This is a genomic window from Ravibacter arvi, assembly GCF_039540405.1.
Lineage (GTDB): Bacteria > Bacteroidota > Bacteroidia > Cytophagales > Spirosomataceae > Ravibacter > Ravibacter arvi.
The window spans coordinates 95,076-114,240 of the sequence record NZ_BAABEY010000028.1 but is presented as its reverse complement, the minus strand read 5'-3'; the positions used below and the strand labels follow the sequence as shown (position 1 = coordinate 114,240).

The following is a 19,165-nucleotide window of genomic DNA, read 5'->3' as shown; positions in this document are numbered from 1 at the left end:
GGATGTGGTGGAAGCGATTTCGGTTTATCTCATTTTTTCTTTCCTACTTTTGTGCTTATTTCGTATTCGTTTGTGCCCAAACCCTTTCTCCTGATGAGAAATTCAGGATCACATCTATCATAAAATGACTACACATCAGATTTCAAAAATATTAGTAGCAGACGACCATGTGATTGTGAAGGTTGGTATAGAGATTTTGCTGAAAAACCGGGGAATAAATGCGGAGCTTTTTTATACGGTAGATTTTGAGGGGTTGTTGTCACAAATGCGGAAGGAAAAGTTTGATTTGATTATTCTTGATATCGATATACCGGGTGGAAACAATGTAGGAATGATTGAGACGATCCGGCTAAAGGATCCTGGCGTGCCCGTCCTTATTTTTACCGGTTTCAGCGAGCGGATTTATGCCATCCCCTATTTACGATCGGGGGCCAATGCCTTTGTTTCCAAGGAATCTCCGGAAGAAGAATTGGAAAGGGCCATCTTATGCATTCAGCAGGGAAAGAAATACATCAGTTCGAACCTGCAGCAGGCAATGCTGGATTCTATAGTGACCAGCGAATCGAGTGATATGGCGATGGTCAATACGCTTTCGAAACGGGAAATGGATGTGGCTACCCTCCTGATCAAGGGAAACAGCACGGCGCAGATTGCCCAGATACTGAATCTTCAGCTATCAACGGTGAGTACTTTTAAATCCCGTATTTTCACGAAATTAAAAGTGAACAACGTGGTGGAGCTGATCGCGAAAATGAAGCTGGTAGTGTGAGCGTTTTTCTTCGCCGCCTACAACGTCTTCCGTCGGTTGCGCTGAAAGTCTTCCAATACGAATCCCCCCAGCCCGTCGAGGTTGCTGTAATAGGCCCGACCGTTGTTTACGCGGGTGAAAGTCCTCACAAATTGCTGGAGATACGGATCGGACGCGATCATAAAGGTCGTAACCGGAATATCCAGCCGGCGGCATTGCGAGGCAATCGTAAGCGTTTTATTAAGTATTTTCCGGTCCAGCCCGAAAGCATTCTTATAGTACCGGATTCCTTCTTTCAAACAGGTCGGTTTGCCGTCTGTAATCATGAAAATCTGCTTATTCCGGGTCTTTTTTCTGCGGAGGAGGTCCATTGCGAGCTCAAGGCCGGCAACCGTATTGGTGTGGTAGGGGCCTACCTGTAGGTAAGGCAGGTCTTTCAACTGAATTTCCCAGGCATCGTTTCCAAAAACGATAAAGTCAAGCGAGTCTTTCGGGTACCTGGTGCGGATCAGCTCGGAAAGTGCCAGCGCGACCTTTTTGGCCGGGGTAATCCGGTCTTCCCCATAGAGGATCATGGAATGGCTGATATCAATCATGACGACCGTAGCGGTGGAAGATTTCTGTTCTTTGGTTACCACCTGCAAGTCGCTTTCCATCAGCGTGAAATCACCGGTACCATGGTTGGCAAGGGCATTCTTTACGGATTCCTGCATCGCAATCTGGTCCAGGCTGTCGCCGAATTCATAGTGCCTCAAGTCGCTGCCGAGCTCGTCACCGGCACCTGAAAACGGGGTGGAATGATTGCCTCCTTTTTTTGACCGCCGGAGCTTCCCGAAAATTTCCTCAAGGGCATTTCGGCGGATGTTCTGCTCCATTTTCGGGCTCAGGGTAAATGAACCCCCCGGCGTTTCCTTTTGCTGCAGATAGCCTTTTTCCAACAAGTCGTTAAAAAAGTCCCCGATTCCGTATTGATCTCCGGTTAGCTTGTACCGGCTGTCCAGCTCACTTAGCCAGGTCATTGCCTGTGCCGGATCGCCGGAGGCGAGCATTAACTGCTCAAAGATTTTGAGAAGCTGGTCAAAGCCGGCTGAAGTAGCTTTGGTTTCGGAAAGGTAGGCGGTGAAAAGGTGACCGGTCATGGGCAGGCCAGGAAATAGTTTGCCAGTCAGTGCAGTGCTATGTGAAGACGCTTCCCCGTACCAGCGGTACAGAGAAGCGTCTGGCAGGAAATCAGGCGTTTTCGCCGCAGAATTCCTGAAAAGCGTCTACAAGGTGTTCGGCGATCATTTGACCTGAACGACCTTCTATGTGGTGCCTTTCAATGAAATGTACCAGGTTCTTGTCCTTGAAAATCGCGATCGCCGGTGATGACGGCGGATAGGGCAGGGTATATTCCCTCATTTTCGCAGTGGCGTCCTGGTCAACACCCGCAAATACCGTGACAAGGTTATCCGGTTTTACGTCGCTGTGCGCGAGAGCAGCTTTAACGGCCGGCCTGGCAGCACCTGCGGCGCAACCGCAAACCGAGTTGATCATGACAAGCGTGGTTCCCTTTGCATTGGCAAAGAAATTGTCAACATCCTCGGAAGTAAGCAATTCCGTAAAACCCGCCCCTGTAAGGTCGGCTTTCATGGGGGCAACTAATTGTGGCGGATACATAGTAAAGAAATGTTTATTTTATTTAGAAATCGTTGTACCCGGACCAGGTTACATAAAACCCAGTTCCAGTTTTGCTTCGTCGGACATCATCTCCGTAGAATAGGGCGGGTCAAAGGTAAGCTCGACACTGACGTCGCTTACTCCCGGTACCTCACGGATTTTTTGCTCGATTTCGCCCGGAAGCGAACCTGCAGAAGGGCAGGACGGCGAGGTGAGCGTCATCAGAACGTAGACATTATTTACCGGGAAAATTTTGAGATCATAGATCAGCCCCAGCTCATACACGTCGACCGGAATTTCCGGGTCGTACACCTCTTTTATTGCTTTTACGACTTGTTCTTTCAGAACTTCGTCTGCTGTTTCGGACATTATTATGGTAGTTTATGCCAGCAGTCTGGCGTAGGCCTCGCCGTACTGCTTCATTCTTTGAATCATGGAACTGAGACCGCCGGCCCTTCTTGAAGTGACTAGATTGTTCATTCCGACCTTTTCAATGAAATACAGGTCCGCACCCGCTATCTCTTCCGGCCCGTGGCCCGAAAGAACATCTATCAGCATGCTGATCAGGCCTTTGGCAATCTGCGCCTCCGGCTCGCCGTCGCCGTAAAAGTACAACCGGTCCCCCTTCAGTTCAGCTCCGAGCCAAACCTTCGACTGGCAACCTTTGATCAGGTGATCCTCTGTCTTGTATTTCCCGTCCATAGCGGGCAGTTTTTTACCCAGGTCGATGATATACTGGGTCTTGTCCAACGGTTCGTCAAAAAGCTCGAAGGATTCAACAATTTCGTCCTGCTTCTCGTTTATGGTCATGCTTTATTTCGCTATTTCAACATCTTTACCGCACGTTCAACTCCTTCTCTGAGCCGGTCGATTTCGGCAGTTGTATTATAAACAGCAAAAGAGGCCCTGGTGGTTCCTGTAATGTCGAAACGTTGCATCAGGGGTTGGGTGCAATGATGGCCGGTCCTGACGGCAATTCCCTGCTGGTCCAGTATGACGGCCAGGTCCTGGTGGTGAACACCTTTGATGACAAATGATAGAACGCTGACTTTATTTTTTGCGGTACCGATAACCCTGAGCCCGTCTATGCCCTGAAGCGCATCGGTTGCGTATTGCAGAAGTGACAGTTCATGTGCCGCAATACGGTCTTTCCCGAGCGATTCTATGAATGTAATCGCAGTCCGCGCAGCCACGACATCCGCAATGTTCGGTGTTCCGGCTTCAAATTTATAGGGAAGATCGTTGTAGGTAGTTTTGGCGAAAGTGACCTCTTTTATCATTTCGCCACCGCCCCGGTAGGGCGGCATGCTATTCAAAAGGTCCTTTTTTCCATAAAGTACGCCAACCCCGGTAGGGCCGTACATCTTATGAAGCGAAAGCACATAGAAGTCAACGTCCAGGGCCTGGACGTCAATAGTAAGGTGGGAAGCCGCCTGGGCGCCGTCTACCAGAACTTTAGCCCCGACATGATGTGCCTTGCGTATAATTTCGGTTATCGGGTTAATGGTCCCGAGCGCGTTGGAGGCGTGCACTACCGAAACCAGGCGGGTACGGTCAGACAGAAGGTTTTCGAAAGCCGCCATATCCAACTCGCCGCTTTCGTCCACCGGGATTACCTTAAGCACGCAGCCGTTTACTTCGCAGAGCATTTGCCAGGGCACAATATTGGAATGGTGCTCCATGGTACTGATGAGGATCTCGTCGCCTTTTCCTATGAAACTGCGGCCGAAAGTCTGGGCCACCAGGTTGATCCCGTCGGTAGTGCCGTAAGTGAGGATAATTTCTTCGGTACCGGCAGCGTTCAGAAAAGTGCGGAAGGCCGAACGGGTGGCCTCAAACGCACTGGTAGCTTTCTCCGCCAGCGTGTGGATACCACGGTGAATATTGGCATTATAGCCGGTATAATATTGAGAAAGCGCATCGATGACCTCTTTCGGTTTCTGCGTCGTCGCGGCGTTATCAAAATAAACCAGGGGCTTGCCGTTTACCTGTTGGTGAAGTATCGGAAATTGCTGTCTGACAGCATCTATATCCAGTTTCTGAGTCGTCATAATCCGCTAAAATTTTCAGTAACAACGCTCCGGGTCCTTACAGGGAAAAACCGGTCAAGCCGCTACTCGTTTTCTGCGTTCAGCTTTTGGGCTACTATTTTCTCCAGGTATTCGCGTACCGGTGCAATGCGGATATTGCTGAGTACATCTTCGCAAAACGCAAACATCAGGAGGCCCAAAGCCTCTTTTTTCGGGATTCCCCTCGACCGGAGGTAAAAGAGAGCCTCATCGTCGAGCTGCCCGGTGGTTGTCCCGTGCGAGCATTTCACGTCATCGGCGAAAATTTCGAGCTGCGGTTTGGTATTCATTTTGGCGCCCGGAGAAAGCACCACGTTTTTACACGATTGGTAGGCATTGGTTTTCTGCGCATCCGGGCGTACAAACACTTTACCGTTAAAAACACCTACCGACTGGTCCAGCAGCACGCCTTTATAGAGTTCACTACTGTAAGAGTTGGGCTTTCGGTGGTCGGCCAGCGTGTGATTATCAATGTGCTGTTTGCCATCGGGCAGGTACAGGCCGTACATGTGCGCCTCACAGAATTCGCCGTCTATTTCAATATTGAGGTTGTTGCGTACAAACCCTCCGTCAAGCGTTACGGTAGCAGCATAAAACTGGCTTTTATCAAGCATCCGCACCTGGGTAGTGCCCACATGATGCGCGTTCTCAGATTCTATCTGCACCTTGTAGTATTCCACGTTGGCAGATTCCGCTACATGCACCTCGGTTACGGTATTGGTCAGTGACTTGTTTTCGCCTACAGTTCTGAAGGATTCCACAAACCGGACCTGTGCATTTTCCTCCACGGCAACCACCATCCGTGAGAATACGCCGCTGCTTTCCTTGCGGGCGTCGGTGACGAAGCGCAGGACGATCGGCTGGTCAACAATTCTTCCTTTAGGGACGTGGATAAACAATCCGTTTACGGCAAAAGCCGTATTGAGCGCGGTAAATGCCTCCTCCTCATTTTTCGCCAGGCGGTTAAAATACTGCTCGACCAGGTCCGGAAAGCGCTCAAACGCTTCCTGGAGCGGAAGGATCAGCACCTGCTCGGCGGGCGAAATAATCTGTGACAGATGGGGCTGAAAAACACCGTTGAGAAAATACAACAGGTTGCCTTCCAGGTGCGGAATGCTGAGCGCAGCCAAATCTGCCTCGCTCAAATCAGAGACCGTGTTGAACGAATAACGCTCGTTAACGAGATTTTTTACGCTTGAATATTTCCATTCCTCGTTTTTCGTAGTGGGGAAGCCCAGTGTTTCAAACTGTTTAAAGGCATCCTTCTGTTGTCCGAAAAAAGGGGTAGCTGCGTGACCGCCGGCCGATGTCTCCATTTGCGTGAAGTCTTCGGAAAGCGCAGCCGTCAGGGTGTTAATTTCTTTCATAAAAAAGGTACTTGAACCTGAAACTTCCAGGATTAAACCGCGTCTGCCGCTTCTTTCTTAATCCAGTCATAACCTTTCTCTTCCAGCTCCAGGGCGAGCTCTTTCGGTCCAGACTTTACAATACGGCCCTTGTACAGCACGTGTACAAAGTCGGGCACGATATAATCAAGCAAACGCTGGTAGTGGGTTACCACTATGGTGGATCGCTCAGGGGAGCGTAATTTATTTACGCCTTCGGATACAATCCTGAGCGCGTCGATATCAAGACCGGAGTCTGTTTCATCGAGAATGGCGAGCGTGGGTTCCAGCACCGCCATCTGGAAAATTTCATTCCGCTTTTTCTCTCCGCCGGAAAAGCCTTCGTTCAATGCCCGCTTCAACAGGGAATCGTTCATGTTGACGAGTTTGGCCTTCTCTTTGACGAGCTTCAAAAACTGGGCAGCGTCAAGGGGGGCCTTTCCGTTGTATTTTCTGATTTCGTTTACCGCGGTTTTGAGAAAGTTAATGGTGGTTACGCCGGGAATTTCCACAGGATATTGAAAGGCCAGGAAAATGCCTTCGGCGGCACGCTCCTCGGCCGACTTTTCCAGCAGATCAATCCCGTTATAGGTAATGCTGCCGCCTGTAACCTCATAATCCTCGCGTCCGGCCAAGACAGACGCCAGGGTACTTTTCCCTGAACCGTTGGGTCCCATGATCGCATGTACTTCCCCCGGGTTGATTTCCAGATTGATCCCGTTTAGTATTTCCTTGTCTCCTATCGAAGCCCGGAGACCATTAATTTTAAGCATATGCCTGGCAAATGACGTTTTCAAAAAACTAAAAAGAATACAAAAGTACAAAGGATTGGCCGTTTAATAAAACGCGGCGGCCGATTTCCCCCTGGTACTCATCTAATGAACCGATTCCTCCGCGGAGTCGTTCCGAAAATTTGGTTTTTTATGCGCAATCTGTTAAATAGGCTCTGAGTCAAATCAACTATAAGCCTGGCGTGATACATCAACAACGACAAACGGACACCGTGCCGGAGATAGCGGTATCTTCAGAAATCGGAAATCTAAAAAAAGTACTGATTCATAGTCCCGACCGCGGCCTCGGAAAGGTGATTCCCTCGAAGGCGCAGGATTGGCTGTTCGAGGACATCGTTCATCTTGACACCATGAGGAGGAAAGAGTACGATTATTACGTGTTGCTATTGCTGTGGTTCCTTGATCCGGAGAAAGTACAAAACAGGTCCCGGCAGTCGATGATGAATGAGGAGCGTGATTTTTTCAAGCCGGGAAATGCGGCTTATTTCGACTCCGGCCATGTAGTGGAGTTTGAAACTCTTCTTGCGGACATACTGGAAGATAAAACACTGAGAGTGAGGTTGATTTCGTCTATTTGCGGTATAGAACAGCGCTCTTACCAAACGCTTGAATACCTGGAGCAGTTCGATGCGCCCGAACTGGCCCGGATTTTTATCTCGGGCACGCTTCCCGATCGTTCGATGCTCTTCGCGCCCCTGCCGAACCTGATTTTTACGAGGGACATCGGGATTGTGATCAACCGGCATATCCTTCTGAACAAGCCTGCGAAAACCGTGCGCACCCGGGAGTCGCTGCTCGCGCAGTATATTTTCTTCAATCACCCCTTTTTCAGCGAGAGCAGGAAGAATATCCTGGAGCTTCCGGACAATACCAGGCCGTTCCTGCTCCCGGAAGACAAGTACAGCAGCGAATTTCACCGGGCTACGATGGAAGGCGGCGATGTCATGATTGTTGCGCCCCACCATTTGCTGATCGGGTATAGCGAGCGCACTTCCTTGCTGGCCGTGCAGCAAACCATACAATTGTTGTTCGACAAGCAGGTGGTAGAGAAAGTTACGGTAATCAAAATCCCCAAAAAACGGGATTATATGCACATTGATACCATCTTTACCCAGGTTAAAAGTAACGTGTGGGTATTGCTGAAATCGCTGGGCAGACACAGTGACCGCCAGCGGAAAAAGGATGTGCTGCATTTTTTTGCCGGCAAGGAAATTGAAGAGGAACTGGAAATTCTCCAGTTTGTCAACGGAGAGGAAATCCCCGGCAGATTCGAAAACCTGGAAGATCTGCTTGAAGAAATCAGCCGGAAAGATTTGGGTGCGACTGAACCGGTGAAGTTTATCTACTCGGGCGGAGGCGAGTTCCCTTTCAGTGACCGTGAGCAATGGACGGACTCCTGTAACCTGCTGGCCATACGCGACGGTGTGGTGCTGGGCTACGACCGGAACGACATGACGCTGCAGGCGTTCCGGGAGGCAGGGTTTGAAACGATTGATGCGGAAACCCTCCTGCATGCTTTTGAAAGCGGGGAGAGAAAACCGGAGGCACTCCGGAACGTATTGATCAAGCTCCCTTCGGCAGAGCTTTCACGGGCCAGAGGGGGGTTCCATTGCATGAGCCTGCCGCTTTGCCGGGAGGGAATCCCGGGTTTGGAATGATTCCGTATTACAGGAAAAGCGGCTTATTTATGCCGTTTGCCACTGAAGTCATTTTGCTTTTTTCCAAAAGATAATAACTTTAGAGAAAATTAAAGTGTTTGAGCTATGAATCCGAGAACGTACGAAGAACTGATCTCCACTACCAAAATGTATGAGCTGGTGACCGAACGCCTGGACGAAACCTCTGCGGCCAAACGCCCGGCATTTGAAGGGATAGAGCTGAATCATGAGCTTGTTGAGCTTATATTGGATTTGTACGATACCGACAGCGATACCGATTTTTTTCATCAAAAGCTGCGGCGTTTTTCACTTGAGGAGATTGTGGCTTATATCCATGCTTCCCACCGGTATTACCTGACCAAGAAAATTCCCGAACTGGAGCAGTCGCTGCTGCATATTTTTAGCAAGTTCGGGCAGACCCACCAGCTGCTGGCGAGCCTCGCCTTGTTTTTCAACCAATATAAAAACAAGCTGGTAAAGCACTTTAAACTGGAAGAAAGCCTCGTTTTACCCTATATCAAAAAGCTTATCCTGGCGGAAAAAGGGGGGTTAAGCAAGGAAGAAGTGAGGGCGATACTCGGAGAAAACTCAATAGCCAGCTTTAGTGAGCACCACGACGAGGTAGAGGATGAGCTGAAAGAGGTAAGCGTGATTATCCACAGCTTCGTGGAAGGAAACGAGGCGCCGCCGCTTCCGTACCGGATTTTCCTGAACCAGGTGGAGCTCTTTGAAATGGAGCTTCGGAAACACGCTATTATTGAGGACCATGTGCTCGTTCCCTTGGCGGAAGAGCTTGAGAAGAAATTGAGAGAAGCGTTATAAGCGATCCGATATTTTATTCCGGTCAGCAGATACCGGCCTGGTTTTGAATACACATGAGCCGGTAAAATGCCAGAACGCTCGGAAAACACATCTGATAAGTACCTGAACCTGGGGCATACGGCGGCCGAAAACCACGCCAAAACCCAGCAGAAACTGTATGAAAAGCACGTTGCCGAGACCTCTTCCGTAACCCGGCGACTGGACGAATTTTTCAAGACCAACATTTTTGGTTTCGCCTGGCATTACCTGAAAAGCCGTTTTGGCAAACGCCATGCTTATCCGTTCTACCCGGTAGACGGCGATAACGGTGTTTACCGGATGCAGCCGTCAGATAAGGAGGGGGCGGTAACGGTGACACTGCTTTCAGATTGGGCAAACGATACCAGGGAATCCGATCAGATTGCACACCTGGTGGCCCAGGACATGCCCGGCTATACGCTTCACCTGGGAGACGTTTATTATGTGGGAACGCGTGAGGAAATCAGGGAGAATTTTACGGCTCCGCATGCTTCCTGGTATTTTGGCAAGTCGGGGAGCCTGGCGCTTTCCGGTAACCATGAAATGTATTCCAACGGCAACGCTTTTTTTGACCACCTGCTGACGGCAATGTACGCCATGGAAGGCGATGTCAAACATACGCAGCGCGCGGGTTTCTTTTGCCTGGAAAACGACTTTTGGCGAGTAATAGGGCTCGATACCGGTTATACTTCGGTTGGACACCCGCTGCTGGAGGTATTGTTTGCGCCTGATTCCCACCTGAGAAAAGAACAGACCGATTGGCTGGAAGAGCAGGTCCGGCTGGGTGACCCCCATGACAAAAGGGGATTGATCTTCTTGTCGCATCACCCCGTCCTGTCAGGATTTCGGAAGGAATACCCGAGGCCGGCATCACAGATTGCGGCTTTGATGGCCGGCGCGTCGAGGCCGGCTATCTGGTTCTGGGGACATGAACACCGACTGATCGGGTATAAGTTCCGTGAGGTGTGTAGGGGCTTGTCTATCTATGGCCGGTGCATCGGCGTGGGGGGAATGCCCGTAGAAACCGACGAACCCGGAGACCGCGAGGTGATCGGGCAGCTTGATTTTTACGACCGGCGCGTGCGGAAGAAAATCCGCAGGCACCAGGTAGGATATAACGCCTATGTCGCGCTGACCTTCCGCGGAAACCAATTGACCGCCTCTTATAAAGACCTGGAAAGCAACCTGATTTTAGAGGAAAAATGGGAGGTGGAGCTGGAGACAGGCGCACTCCGTCATGAGGTACTCCGGCATACACCCAAATTGAGTTGGTATTAGGATACAGCAAAGCCGGGGCCCTCTAAATTATTTAAGCCACGAATTCACGAATAACCGATATTCGTGAATTCGTGGCTTCATTATCTAATTTGCCTTCGTAATTTCCACTTCAAATGCGAGCGGGGCAAAGGCGGGGATTCTCCGGTCTTCTGTGCCGTAAGCGCCATAGCCTTGTGCGGAAGGGAAAATAATCCAGGCTTTTTCACCAGGCCTCATGTTCCTGAGCCCTTTGTCAAATCCTTTGATGACCTGGTTCGAGCCGGTCAGGTGGTTAAACGCACCTTCATCAAACTTTTTGCCGCTCAGCAGGTAACCTTTATAGGCAACCGTAATCTGTTTTCCCATACCGAGGGTATCGCCGGTCACCTGGTTGAGCCGCACAATCCTGATATTTTCGGGAGTCGTATAGTCTACAGTGAGCTTGTTTTTCGCGATATACTCTACAATTTGGTCGTTTTCGCTCTTGGTGTGCACAATTTCCATTACCAGCCGTATCGGAGAATAGGCCGGCACCTTGCCGTCAGAGCTTCCGCCTGAACCAAAGGCAAGGTAGTAGGGGGCCAGCACCGTAACTTTTTCACCGACACGCATCCAGGTAGCTACAAAATCCATTGCATAAATAGGCGCATACCCGTGCAGGAAAACCAGCGGCTTGCCCGATTCGCTACCGGTTACTTTGGTGCCGTCCAGCCTGAAAATCTCGTAGTTGACCGAGACAGAGTCGCCAAGAGTGAGTTTTCTTGCTCCCGGGTTAAAACTCTCCATCATGGCATACATGCCCAATGTATCCTTGGAAGGGATCAGGCCGTTTGCGGTGAGGTACTCCTTGATTTGCTTTTCGTTCTCCTGTTGTTTCTCTACCTCGTCCACTCCCTTCATACAGGAGGTAAGATACGCCACACATAGAATTAAGATACTTGCTACTACTGTCCTTTTCATGAAAATTGGTTCTTGTTTTCTGCCAGGAAAGAAGATCGAACCCTGCCTGACGTTGCATTAAATTTAAATTGTTTATTAAAGAGCGCTTTGATACCGTTTTGGTTGTAGTACTCTGAAAACTTTCATCCAATCCCTCACCCCACGTCTTATTCCTGATTCCTCGCCTCGTAATACTTGCAAAAACTCCGGAGCTGACATTCGCTGCACCTGGGGCTTCGGGCCAGGCAGATATAGCGACCGTGGAGGATCAGCCAGTGGTGTGCCTTGTGGATCAGGTCTTTCGGAATAAACTTCACCAGTTCTTTTTCTACTGCAAGCGGCGTTGTTGCCGTTTTCGGAACGAGCCCCAGCCGGTGCGAAACCCGGAAAACGTGGGTATCGACGGCCATTGCCGGTTGGTTGAAAATTACCGATGCGATTACATTAGCAGTTTTACGCCCGACTCCCGGCAAACGTTGCAGATCGTCGATCCGGGCCGGAACCTCGCCCCCGTATTCTTCCTGCAGCATCTTTGCGAGGCCGACCAGGTGCTTACTTTTATTGTTGGGATAAGAAATGGATCTTATATAGTTGAAAACCTCCTCGGCGGTGGAGGCGGCCAGCGTGGGAACGTCCGGGAACCGTTCAAAAAGCAACGGCGTAACCATGTTGACACGTTTGTCGGTACATTGAGCCGACAGCACTACCGCTACCAGCAATTCGTAGGGGTTTCCGTAAACCAGCTCCGTCTGAGGGTCCGGAAAATTAACGGAGAAATACGCAATAAACCGCTTGAAGCGTTCTTTTTTAAGCATGATAAAAGCCAATACACCTGTACGACAGGCGTGTGCGGTGCAAAATTATTAATATTTAATAAAAAATCCGGGGAGAAGGTTTCGTTTATTCCGTCAGCATATTTACATTTGCGGGAGATATAGAAAAATCAGATAATGAACAAAGTAGCGAATATAGTATTGTGGTGGTGGCACAACTCTTTCACTTCGGTGGACACCCCCGCTATGTAGTTACGGTTTAATATAAAAGTAAACAAACTTGCGGCCCGTTGTCCATCCAGACAACGGGCCGTTGCTGTATCAGGCCTGAGCTGCAGGGGCACGAGCCGCCATTAAACCTCAAACCCAGCGCTCATAGCGGTTCGCCGCGGCTTAAACCTTTAAAACAAGAAATTTTCAATAATGACGACTTACAAGATTAAAAGCAGGTACAAAAAGCTGCTCGCAGATACCATCACCCCGGTTTCCATTTACCTGCAGCTGCGCGATAAATTTGTCAATTCCATCCTGCTTGAAAGCTCGGATTATCATACCGCATCCAATTCTTTTTCCTATATCTGCTGCGAGCCGGTAGCATCTTTCAAGATTAATAACGGACGGGTGAGCCAGCGGTTCCCCGACGGATCCGAGGAGGTTTTTGACCTCGAAAGGCCCAAAGACGCCGTGAAAGAATTACAGCGTTTCTCGGCGCGCTTCACTGTCGAAGACCATCCCTTTCCCTTTATCACGAACGGCTTGTTCGGGCATCTCAGCTATGATGCCGTCAGCTATTTCGAGGATATTTCCCTGCAGCCGCAAGAAAAGGAAACGGAGGTTGACCAGGTATTTTACCAGATTTTTCGCTACGTAATCGCCATCAACCATTTCAAAAATGAACTGTATCTTTTTGAGCACAGTTATGGCGGGCAGGATTTTAGCGATGGCCTGGACCGCCTTGAGGTATTGATACGCAACCGAAATATTCCGGATTACGATTTTAAAACTACCTCTTCCGAGACATCGAACGCTACCGACGACGAAATGCGCGGCGTTATAAAAAAGTGTATTGATCACTGCCTGCGCGGAGACGTATTCCAGATTGTTCCCTCACGACGCTTCAGCCGCAAATTCAGGGGCGATGACTTCAACGTATACAGAGCGCTCCGTTCCATTAACCCATCTCCCTATCTCTTCTATTTTGACTATGGCAGCTACCGGATTTTCGGGTCGTCGCCGGAAAAACAGATTTTTATCAAGGGAAACCGAGCCGAAATCCATCCTATTGCAGGTACTTTCAAACGGACAGGCGATGATGCCGCCGATGCAATCGCCGCTCAGAAGTTGCTGGATGATCCGAAAGAAAGTGCCGAGCATGTAATGCTGGTAGATTTGGCCCGGAACGACCTGAGCCGCAATTGTGACAACGTAAGGGTAGAAACCTACAAGGAGGTACAGTACTATTCCCATGTGATCCATCTCGTATCGACGGTGTCGGGCACGATGGACGATTCAACCAATTCGCTGCAGCTGGTAGCAGATACTTTTCCTGCCGGCACACTTTCCGGTGCCCCCAAGCACATGGCCATGACCATAATCGACAAACTGGAAAGCACTAACCGGAGTATTTACGGCGGAGCTATCGGGTTTATGGGTTTCAACGGAGATTTTAATCATGCCATAGCCATCCGGACTTTCCTGAGCAAAGACAATACGCTCTACTACCGTGCCGGTATGGGCGTGGTGGCCAAATCAGATATAGAAAGCGAATTACAGGAAATTAATAACAAGCTCGCCGCGCTCCGAAAAGCAGTAAACGAAGCGGAGGCACTGTAGGGAGGTGTGAGGTTTGAGCGCTCACCCCTCACACCTCATACCTCACCCCTCACACCTAATTTTCAAACCTTATCAATATGCGAATTCTGGTTCTTGATAACTACGACTCTTTTACTTACAACCTGGTATATATCCTACGGGAGCTTCACTCCAATGTGGAAGTGATCCGGAACGACAAGATTGCGTTGGAAGCGGTGAATGCCTACGACAAGATACTTTTATCGCCGGGTCCGGGCATTCCGTCAGAGGCGGGAATTATGCAGGAGGTGATCAAAACGTATGCGGCAACGAAATCCATTCTGGGCATTTGCCTGGGCGAACAGGGCATCGCCGAGGCGTTCGGCGCCACACTGGAGAACATGACCGATGTTCTGCACGGGGTCAGCCATGATATTACCGTGGCGGACCCTTCAGAAAGATTGTTCAAAGGTGTTCCGCAAACGTTCCGGGCGGGCCGCTACCACTCCTGGACCGTAGTGCCGGAGTCATTGCCGGATACATTGAAAATTACCGCGGTCGATGCGGAAGGAAGGGTGATGGGTATTTCCCATACCGAATACGATGTAAAAGGGTTGCAATTCCACCCCGAGTCGGTACTGACCGACTTCGGAAAGGAAATGCTGCAAAACTGGTTGCAGGCCTGACAACCAGGCAAACCAGGAGTAGCCGAAACCAATGTATGGATCAATAAGCAAAGTAAATGAAAGATATTCTGACCCATTTGTTTGAGTACAAACACCTGACCCGGGAGGAGGCGCGACAAGTGCTCATCGGCATTGCCCGGGGTACCTATAACCAGGTGCAGATGGCTGCGTTTATGACGGCCTTTGTAATGCGGAATATTACAGTAGAAGAACTTGAGGGCTTCCGCGACGCATTGCTTGAATTACGTGTGCCGATAGATCTTTCGGAATTTGACCCCATGGACGTATGCGGTACGGGTGGGGACGGAAAGGATACTTTCAATATCTCCACCCTCTCGTGCTTTGTCGTGGCGGCAGCCGGGCAGAATGTGGCCAAGCACGGGAATCACGGAGTGTCGTCGCTTTGCGGCTCTTCAACGGTCCTGGAGTATTTCGGAGCGCCGTTTACGAATGATCCGGAGGTGTTGAAACGGACGATTTCGCGGTCCGGTGTGTGTTTCCTGCATGCGCCTATGTTTCACCCCGCTTTGAAAAATGTGGGGCCCGTAAGAGGACAGCTGGGGATCAAAACCTTTTTTAATATCCTGGGCCCGATGGTGAACCCAACCATGCCTTCAAAGCAGCTGATAGGTGTTTTTAACCTGGAAATTATGCGTTTGTATGCGTATTTATATCAACAGACCGACAAAAACTTTCTGATAGTGCACGGTCTGGACGGATATGATGAGGTATCCCTTACGGGACCGTTCAAGATCAGCACGGCATTGAAGGATGAGGTGATCCACCCGCAGGACCTGGGATTTCCCGTGCTGGCCCCGGAATTGTTGTCGGGCGGGACAACCGTAGCGGAGTCTGCAGGGATTTTTGAAGCGGTGCTGCGGAACACCGCCACCGAAGCACAAAAAGAAGTGGTAATTGCCAACGCAGGGCTGGCGTTATACGCGGCAAACCCGTCTTCCACGCTCGATACCGAGATGCTCCGGGCCAGGGAAGCGCTGGAAAGCGGGAAAGCCCTGCAACATTTTAAGTCATTCCTGGAAGCTTCCTGATAATCTTGGTTATTTTTGATTTTTATTAAGGGTAGAACATGATCAGATTCGTTTTCCTGGTGGCAATAATCGCAGGGGCTCTCTCGGCAGCCGCAGGTTGCGGGGCCGGAGGAGGAAACCAACCGGGCGACGTTACGCCGGGCGACGCCTCGACGGACCACTACCCTTACCTGGTTTACCTGCCAAAAGATTACAACGCCTCAAAGAAAGTATACCCGCTGGTGGTTTACCTGCACGGCAGTTCTGCCAGGGGAAATCATCTCGCATTGGTGAAAGGAGCCGGTTTACCCAGGATGGCGGAAGACGGCGCTGCGTTTGATTTTATCCTGGTAGCCCCGCAATGTCCTACCGGGAAGCTTTGGTCTTCCGACGATTGGTCCGTGCCGCTTCTGAAGGAGGTAGCCGGGAAATTCAGGATTGACAAAGACCGGATTTACCTGACGGGAGTGAGCATGGGCGGCGGCGGTGTTTTTGATGTAGCCAAACAACACCCGGGAACATTCGCGGCCTTGGCGCCATTATGTGCCTGGGCAAGCGATACTTTCCAGTTGTGTAAGTTGAAAGACGTTCCTGTCTGGACTTTCCATGGAACAGAAGACCACGTGGTTCCTGTTGCCGAAACCGATCAGAAAGTAAAAGTATTAAAGGATTGTGGCGGCCAGGTGAAATACACACGGTTAAAAGGAGAGGGGCATGCCATTCATTTCGTGTATGATCCGGCAAATGAGTATAGATTGCTGGAGTGGCTGTTGAGCCATTCCCGGAAAAAGTAGCATATGAATATTCTCGAACAAATAGTTGCGAACAAACGGCGGGAAATCGCCGCAGCCCAAGCGGAAGTTTCTATTGCCGACCTGGAGCGCAGGCCTTTGTTTTCAAAGCCTGTAAACTCGCTGAAATCGGTTTTGAAGACGGCGCAAATGCCGGCCGTTATCTCTGAATTCAAGCGGCAATCGCCCTCCAAAGGGATTATTAACGGCACAGTGCGCCCTGAAATAGTAACCAAAGGATATGCCGATGCGGGCGCTGCGGCATTGTCCGTGCTGACCGATAAGAATTATTTCGGCGGAAGCTTTGATGATTTTATTGCCGCCAGGATGGAGAACCCCGGAATCCCTATGCTGCGGAAGGATTTTGTAGTAGATGCGTACCAACTGTATGAAGCCAGGGCGATCGGAGCCGATCTGGTTTTGCTGATTGCGGCCTGCCTGACACCGGCGGAAGTACGGGACCTTAGCCGGAAAGCGCATGACCTTGGTATGGAAGTGTTGCTGGAGGTCCATGATGAAGCGGAGCTGGAACAATCGCTGTGTGATTCGATAGACATGGTGGGCGTGAACAACCGTAACCTGAAGAATTTTGTAACCTCGGTGGACGTCTCGCTTGAATTGGCCGGGCGTATCCCCGACTCTTTTGTCAAGATATCGGAAAGCGGGCTTAAAGACGCTGCGACCATATGGACCCTGTTTGAAGCGGGGTATCGCGGGTTTCTGATCGGCGAGACCTTTATGAAAACCGGAGATCCCGCCGCTGCGCTTCGCGGGCTTCAGCAGGAAATTGTGAATTCCCGCGCCCCCAAACATGCATAACAAACCTGTTCGACTATGAAAGTGAAAGTATGTGGAATGCGTGACCGCGCAAATATTGAAGCGCTTGTTGCGCTTCGGCCGGCGTTTATCGGGTTTATTTTTTATGAAAAATCCGCGCGCTATGTCGGTCAGTTGCTGGATGACGAAACAATAAAGTCTATTCCGAAGCAGATCAACAAGGTGGGGGTTTTTGTAAATGCCAGCCCCGATTATATCCTTTCCGTGGTCAAACAGTATGATTTGCAATATGTGCAGCTCCACGGCAGCGAGCTGCCGGACTTCTGCCGCAGCATCAGGCAGAAAGGGGTGAACATTATCAAGGCGTTCCTGATGGATGAGCATTTTAACTTTGCCATGCTCAACAATTACAAGCCGTACTGCGATTTTTTCCTTTTCGACACACCGGGCAAAAAACCGGGCGGTAACGGTGTCGCTTTCGACTGGAATATCCTGAAGAAATATGACAACGAAAAACCATTTTTCCTGAGTGGAGGAATCGGTCCCGATAATATAGACGAGGTGCTTGCCTTGTCAAAATCGCTGCCCATTTACGGGGTAGATATTAATAGCAAATTTGAATCGCAGCCCGGCTATAAAAATATTGATGAAGTCCGGGCTTTTATCCAGAAAATCAGGCCGGAAACAGAGGAGTGATCCCGGGTGGCCATGTACGGGCCGTAAGAAGAGTAGGGCCTATTAGCATTACTGTAACAAAATGAACGATATCAAGCAGCAAATCAGAGATTTTGAGGTGGACGAAAGGGGGTATTACGGCAATTTCGGTGGAGCATTCGTACCTGAAATGTTATATCCCAATGTTACAGAGCTCAGGGAACGTTACCTGCAACTGATTGCCGAACCTTCATTCGAAGCGGAGTTCAGGGACTTGCTGAAAAATTACGTGGGTCGGCCTACTCCTTTGTACCATGCAAAACGGCTTTCCGAAAAATATGGCGGCCGGATTTACCTCAAGCGCGAGGACTTGTGCCACACCGGCGCACATAAGGTAAATAATACCATCGGCCAGATCCTGCTGGCGCAGCGTTTGGGAAAGAAAAAAATTGTGGCTGAAACCGGGGCCGGTCAGCATGGCGTGGCTACGGCAACGGTTTGCGCGCTGATGAACCTCGAGTGTATTGTGTACATGGGAGAGGTGGACATTGAGCGGCAGGCCCCGAACGTAGCGCGCATGCGTATGCTGGGGGCAGAAGTCAGGGCTGCTACCTGCGGTTCGAAAACGCTCAAAGATGCTACCAATGAGGCTATGCGGCACTGGATCAGCAATCCTGACGACACCCATTACATCATCGGGTCGGTCGTCGGCCCACATCCGTACCCGGATATGGTTGCCAGGTTTCAGTCGGTTATTTCCGAGGAAATAAAAATGCAGCTTTTGGAGCACGAAGGCCGCGAAAACCCTGATTGCGTAGTCGCTTGTGTGGGTGGAGGCAGCAACGCTGCCGGGGCTTTTTACCATTACCTGCACAGTCCGTCGGTGAAATTAGTTGCGGTAGAGGCCGCCGGCCTGGGTGTGGATTCGGGGCACTCGGCAGCAACGACCGCATTGGGAAAACCCGGTGTCCTGCACGGCAGCAGGACCATCCTGATGCAAACAGAGGACGGCCAGGTCGTAGAACCTTATTCTATTTCCGCCGGGCTTGACTACCCGGGAATCGGGCCTATTCACGCGCATTTGTTTGAGACCGGCCGGGGTACTTTCCTTTCTGCAACGGATGAAGAGGTGGTGGACGCTGCTTTTGAGCTAACCCGCCTGGAAGGGATTATCCCCGCCCTGGAGTCGTCACATGCGTTGGCGGTACTGGGGCGACTGGCTATCGGTCCCGACGAAGTGGTGGTAGTCAATTTGTCAGGGCGCGGCGATAAAGACATGAGCACTTATATGAAAAAAATGGGGCTGTAAACCCCATTTT

20 protein-coding genes are annotated in these 19,165 nt (G+C 50.3%); 11 read left to right on the top strand and 9 right to left on the bottom strand.

The genetic code is table 11. The annotated features are described in order from the left end of the window. Positions 1 to 124 precede the first annotated feature (124 nt). Positions 125 to 769, top strand: coding sequence for a response regulator (locus ABD852_RS16145; RefSeq protein WP_345030752.1), 645 nt, complete (start codon positions 125 to 127; stop codon positions 767 to 769). 17 nt (positions 770 to 786) lie between these two features. On the opposite strand, the gene ABD852_RS16140 is transcribed toward ABD852_RS16145, so the two are convergent. From ABD852_RS16140 to sufC, 7 genes are all read right to left on the bottom strand, one after another. Next, positions 787 to 1,887 carry a vWA domain-containing protein gene (locus tag ABD852_RS16140; protein WP_345030750.1) on the bottom strand — a complete coding sequence of 367 codons (1,101 nt, stop codon included), beginning with the start codon at positions 1,885 to 1,887 and terminating at the stop codon, positions 787 to 789. A 91-nt stretch (positions 1,888 to 1,978) separates the two neighbouring features. Further along, a complete protein-coding gene (locus ABD852_RS16135) occupies positions 1,979 to 2,407 on the bottom strand; it encodes a BrxA/BrxB family bacilliredoxin (protein ID WP_345030748.1) in 429 nt (142 codons plus the stop codon). A gap of 48 nt (positions 2,408 to 2,455) precedes the next feature. Further along, a complete protein-coding gene (locus tag ABD852_RS16130; RefSeq protein ID WP_345030747.1) occupies positions 2,456 to 2,776 on the bottom strand; it encodes an SUF system Fe-S cluster assembly protein in 321 nt (106 codons plus the stop codon). Between the two features lie 12 nt (positions 2,777 to 2,788). After that, a complete protein-coding gene (locus ABD852_RS16125) occupies positions 2,789 to 3,217 on the bottom strand; it encodes a SufE family protein (protein ID WP_345030745.1) in 429 nt (142 codons plus the stop codon). Between the two features lie 11 nt (positions 3,218 to 3,228). Beyond that, positions 3,229 to 4,458 (bottom strand): aminotransferase class V-fold PLP-dependent enzyme, encoded by a 1,230-nt coding sequence (locus tag ABD852_RS16120; RefSeq protein WP_345030742.1) that lies wholly within the window; start codon positions 4,456 to 4,458, stop codon positions 3,229 to 3,231. 62 nt (positions 4,459 to 4,520) lie between these two features. After that, positions 4,521 to 5,843 carry a Fe-S cluster assembly protein SufD gene (gene sufD, locus ABD852_RS16115; protein WP_345030739.1) on the bottom strand — a complete coding sequence of 441 codons (1,323 nt, stop codon included), beginning with the start codon at positions 5,841 to 5,843 and terminating at the stop codon, positions 4,521 to 4,523. Between the two features lie 32 nt (positions 5,844 to 5,875). Further along, complete coding sequence (sufC, locus tag ABD852_RS16110; RefSeq protein WP_345030736.1) at positions 5,876 to 6,634, bottom strand: Fe-S cluster assembly ATPase SufC; 759 nt, start codon at positions 6,632 to 6,634, stop codon at positions 5,876 to 5,878. A 200-nt stretch (positions 6,635 to 6,834) separates the two neighbouring features. Here sufC and ABD852_RS16105 point away from each other — a divergent pair, with 200 nt between their 5' ends. The 3 genes from ABD852_RS16105 to ABD852_RS16095 all read left to right on the top strand — a co-directional run bounded on the left by ABD852_RS16105 (position 6,835) and on the right by ABD852_RS16095 (position 10,428). Further along, positions 6,835 to 8,310 carry an arginine deiminase family protein gene (locus ABD852_RS16105; protein ID WP_345030735.1) on the top strand — a complete coding sequence of 492 codons (1,476 nt, stop codon included), beginning with the start codon at positions 6,835 to 6,837 and terminating at the stop codon, positions 8,308 to 8,310. Between the two features lie 105 nt (positions 8,311 to 8,415). Further along, positions 8,416 to 9,132: a hemerythrin gene (locus ABD852_RS16100; RefSeq protein WP_345030734.1), complete on the top strand. Its 717-nt coding sequence runs from the start codon at positions 8,416 to 8,418 to the stop codon at positions 9,130 to 9,132. Between the two features lie 66 nt (positions 9,133 to 9,198). Next, positions 9,199 to 10,428 carry a metallophosphoesterase family protein gene (locus tag ABD852_RS16095; protein ID WP_345030733.1) on the top strand — a complete coding sequence of 410 codons (1,230 nt, stop codon included), beginning with the start codon at positions 9,199 to 9,201 and terminating at the stop codon, positions 10,426 to 10,428. Positions 10,429 to 10,512: 84 nt separating this feature from the next. Here the strand turns inward: ABD852_RS16095 and ABD852_RS16090 are convergent, their stop codons facing one another. Both ABD852_RS16090 and nth read right to left on the bottom strand, forming a co-directional pair. Next, entirely contained in the window at positions 10,513 to 11,367 is an 855-nt protein-coding gene (locus tag ABD852_RS16090; RefSeq protein WP_345030731.1) for an FKBP-type peptidyl-prolyl cis-trans isomerase, read from the bottom strand. 146 nt (positions 11,368 to 11,513) lie between these two features. Continuing rightward, positions 11,514 to 12,161, bottom strand: a complete 648-nt coding sequence (nth, locus tag ABD852_RS16085) for an endonuclease III (RefSeq protein ID WP_345030728.1) — start codon at positions 12,159 to 12,161, stop codon at positions 11,514 to 11,516. Positions 12,162 to 12,542: 381 nt separating this feature from the next. On the opposite strand from nth, the gene ABD852_RS16080 reads away from it, so the two are divergent. The 7 genes from ABD852_RS16080 to trpB all read left to right on the top strand — a co-directional run bounded on the left by ABD852_RS16080 (position 12,543) and on the right by trpB (position 19,155). Next, positions 12,543 to 13,952, top strand: coding sequence for an anthranilate synthase component I family protein (locus ABD852_RS16080; protein ID WP_345030726.1), 1,410 nt, complete (start codon positions 12,543 to 12,545; stop codon positions 13,950 to 13,952). A gap of 77 nt (positions 13,953 to 14,029) precedes the next feature. Then, positions 14,030 to 14,596, top strand: coding sequence for an anthranilate synthase component II (locus ABD852_RS16075; RefSeq protein WP_345030724.1), 567 nt, complete (start codon positions 14,030 to 14,032; stop codon positions 14,594 to 14,596). 56 nt (positions 14,597 to 14,652) lie between these two features. After that, the gene (gene trpD / locus ABD852_RS16070) at positions 14,653 to 15,645 is read left to right on the top strand and encodes an anthranilate phosphoribosyltransferase (RefSeq protein WP_345030722.1); all 993 of its coding nucleotides are present in this window, start codon (positions 14,653 to 14,655) and stop codon (positions 15,643 to 15,645) included. A gap of 38 nt (positions 15,646 to 15,683) precedes the next feature. Next, the gene (locus ABD852_RS16065) at positions 15,684 to 16,418 is read left to right on the top strand and encodes a carboxylesterase family protein (RefSeq protein WP_345030720.1); all 735 of its coding nucleotides are present in this window, start codon (positions 15,684 to 15,686) and stop codon (positions 16,416 to 16,418) included. Positions 16,419 to 16,421: 3 nt separating this feature from the next. Then, on the top strand, positions 16,422 to 17,234 hold the full coding sequence (gene trpC / locus ABD852_RS16060; RefSeq protein ID WP_345030718.1) for an indole-3-glycerol phosphate synthase TrpC: 813 nt from the start codon (positions 16,422 to 16,424) through the stop codon (positions 17,232 to 17,234). Positions 17,235 to 17,249: 15 nt separating this feature from the next. After that, on the top strand, positions 17,250 to 17,888 hold the full coding sequence (locus ABD852_RS16055) for a phosphoribosylanthranilate isomerase (RefSeq protein ID WP_345030716.1): 639 nt from the start codon (positions 17,250 to 17,252) through the stop codon (positions 17,886 to 17,888). Between the two features lie 61 nt (positions 17,889 to 17,949). Beyond that, the gene (gene trpB / locus ABD852_RS16050) at positions 17,950 to 19,155 is read left to right on the top strand and encodes a tryptophan synthase subunit beta (RefSeq protein WP_345030714.1); all 1,206 of its coding nucleotides are present in this window, start codon (positions 17,950 to 17,952) and stop codon (positions 19,153 to 19,155) included. Positions 19,156 to 19,165 lie beyond the last annotated feature (10 nt).

What these genes read in the sequence shown, in the direction of transcription:
- ABD852_RS16080 (WP_345030726.1), top strand. Translation starts at nt 12,543, where the DNA reads ATGACGACTTACAAGATTAAAAGCAGGTACAAAAAGCTGCTCGCAGAT.
- trpD (WP_345030722.1), top strand. Translation starts at nt 14,653, where the DNA reads ATGAAAGATATTCTGACCCATTTGTTTGAGTACAAACACCTGACCCGG.
- ABD852_RS16095 (WP_345030733.1), top strand. Translation starts at nt 9,199, where the DNA reads ATGCCAGAACGCTCGGAAAACACATCTGATAAGTACCTGAACCTGGGG.
- ABD852_RS16065 (WP_345030720.1), top strand. Translation starts at nt 15,684, where the DNA reads ATGATCAGATTCGTTTTCCTGGTGGCAATAATCGCAGGGGCTCTCTCG.
- sufC (WP_345030736.1), bottom strand. Translation starts at nt 6,634, where the DNA reads ATGCTTAAAATTAATGGTCTCCGGGCTTCGATAGGAGACAAGGAAATA.
- nth (WP_345030728.1), bottom strand. Translation starts at nt 12,161, where the DNA reads ATGCTTAAAAAAGAACGCTTCAAGCGGTTTATTGCGTATTTCTCCGTT.
- ABD852_RS16090 (WP_345030731.1), bottom strand. Translation starts at nt 11,367, where the DNA reads ATGAAAAGGACAGTAGTAGCAAGTATCTTAATTCTATGTGTGGCGTAT.
- ABD852_RS16120 (WP_345030742.1), bottom strand. Translation starts at nt 4,458, where the DNA reads ATGACGACTCAGAAACTGGATATAGATGCTGTCAGACAGCAATTTCCG.
- ABD852_RS16145 (WP_345030752.1), top strand. Translation starts at nt 125, where the DNA reads ATGACTACACATCAGATTTCAAAAATATTAGTAGCAGACGACCATGTG.
- ABD852_RS16100 (WP_345030734.1), top strand. Translation starts at nt 8,416, where the DNA reads ATGAATCCGAGAACGTACGAAGAACTGATCTCCACTACCAAAATGTAT.
- ABD852_RS16075 (WP_345030724.1), top strand. Translation starts at nt 14,030, where the DNA reads ATGCGAATTCTGGTTCTTGATAACTACGACTCTTTTACTTACAACCTG.
- sufD (WP_345030739.1), bottom strand. Translation starts at nt 5,843, where the DNA reads ATGAAAGAAATTAACACCCTGACGGCTGCGCTTTCCGAAGACTTCACG.
- ABD852_RS16140 (WP_345030750.1), bottom strand. Translation starts at nt 1,887, where the DNA reads ATGACCGGTCACCTTTTCACCGCCTACCTTTCCGAAACCAAAGCTACT.
- ABD852_RS16130 (WP_345030747.1), bottom strand. Translation starts at nt 2,776, where the DNA reads ATGTCCGAAACAGCAGACGAAGTTCTGAAAGAACAAGTCGTAAAAGCA.
- ABD852_RS16055 (WP_345030716.1), top strand. Translation starts at nt 17,250, where the DNA reads ATGAAAGTGAAAGTATGTGGAATGCGTGACCGCGCAAATATTGAAGCG.
- trpB (WP_345030714.1), top strand. Translation starts at nt 17,950, where the DNA reads ATGAACGATATCAAGCAGCAAATCAGAGATTTTGAGGTGGACGAAAGG.
- trpC (WP_345030718.1), top strand. Translation starts at nt 16,422, where the DNA reads ATGAATATTCTCGAACAAATAGTTGCGAACAAACGGCGGGAAATCGCC.
- ABD852_RS16135 (WP_345030748.1), bottom strand. Translation starts at nt 2,407, where the DNA reads ATGTATCCGCCACAATTAGTTGCCCCCATGAAAGCCGACCTTACAGGG.
- ABD852_RS16125 (WP_345030745.1), bottom strand. Translation starts at nt 3,217, where the DNA reads ATGACCATAAACGAGAAGCAGGACGAAATTGTTGAATCCTTCGAGCTT.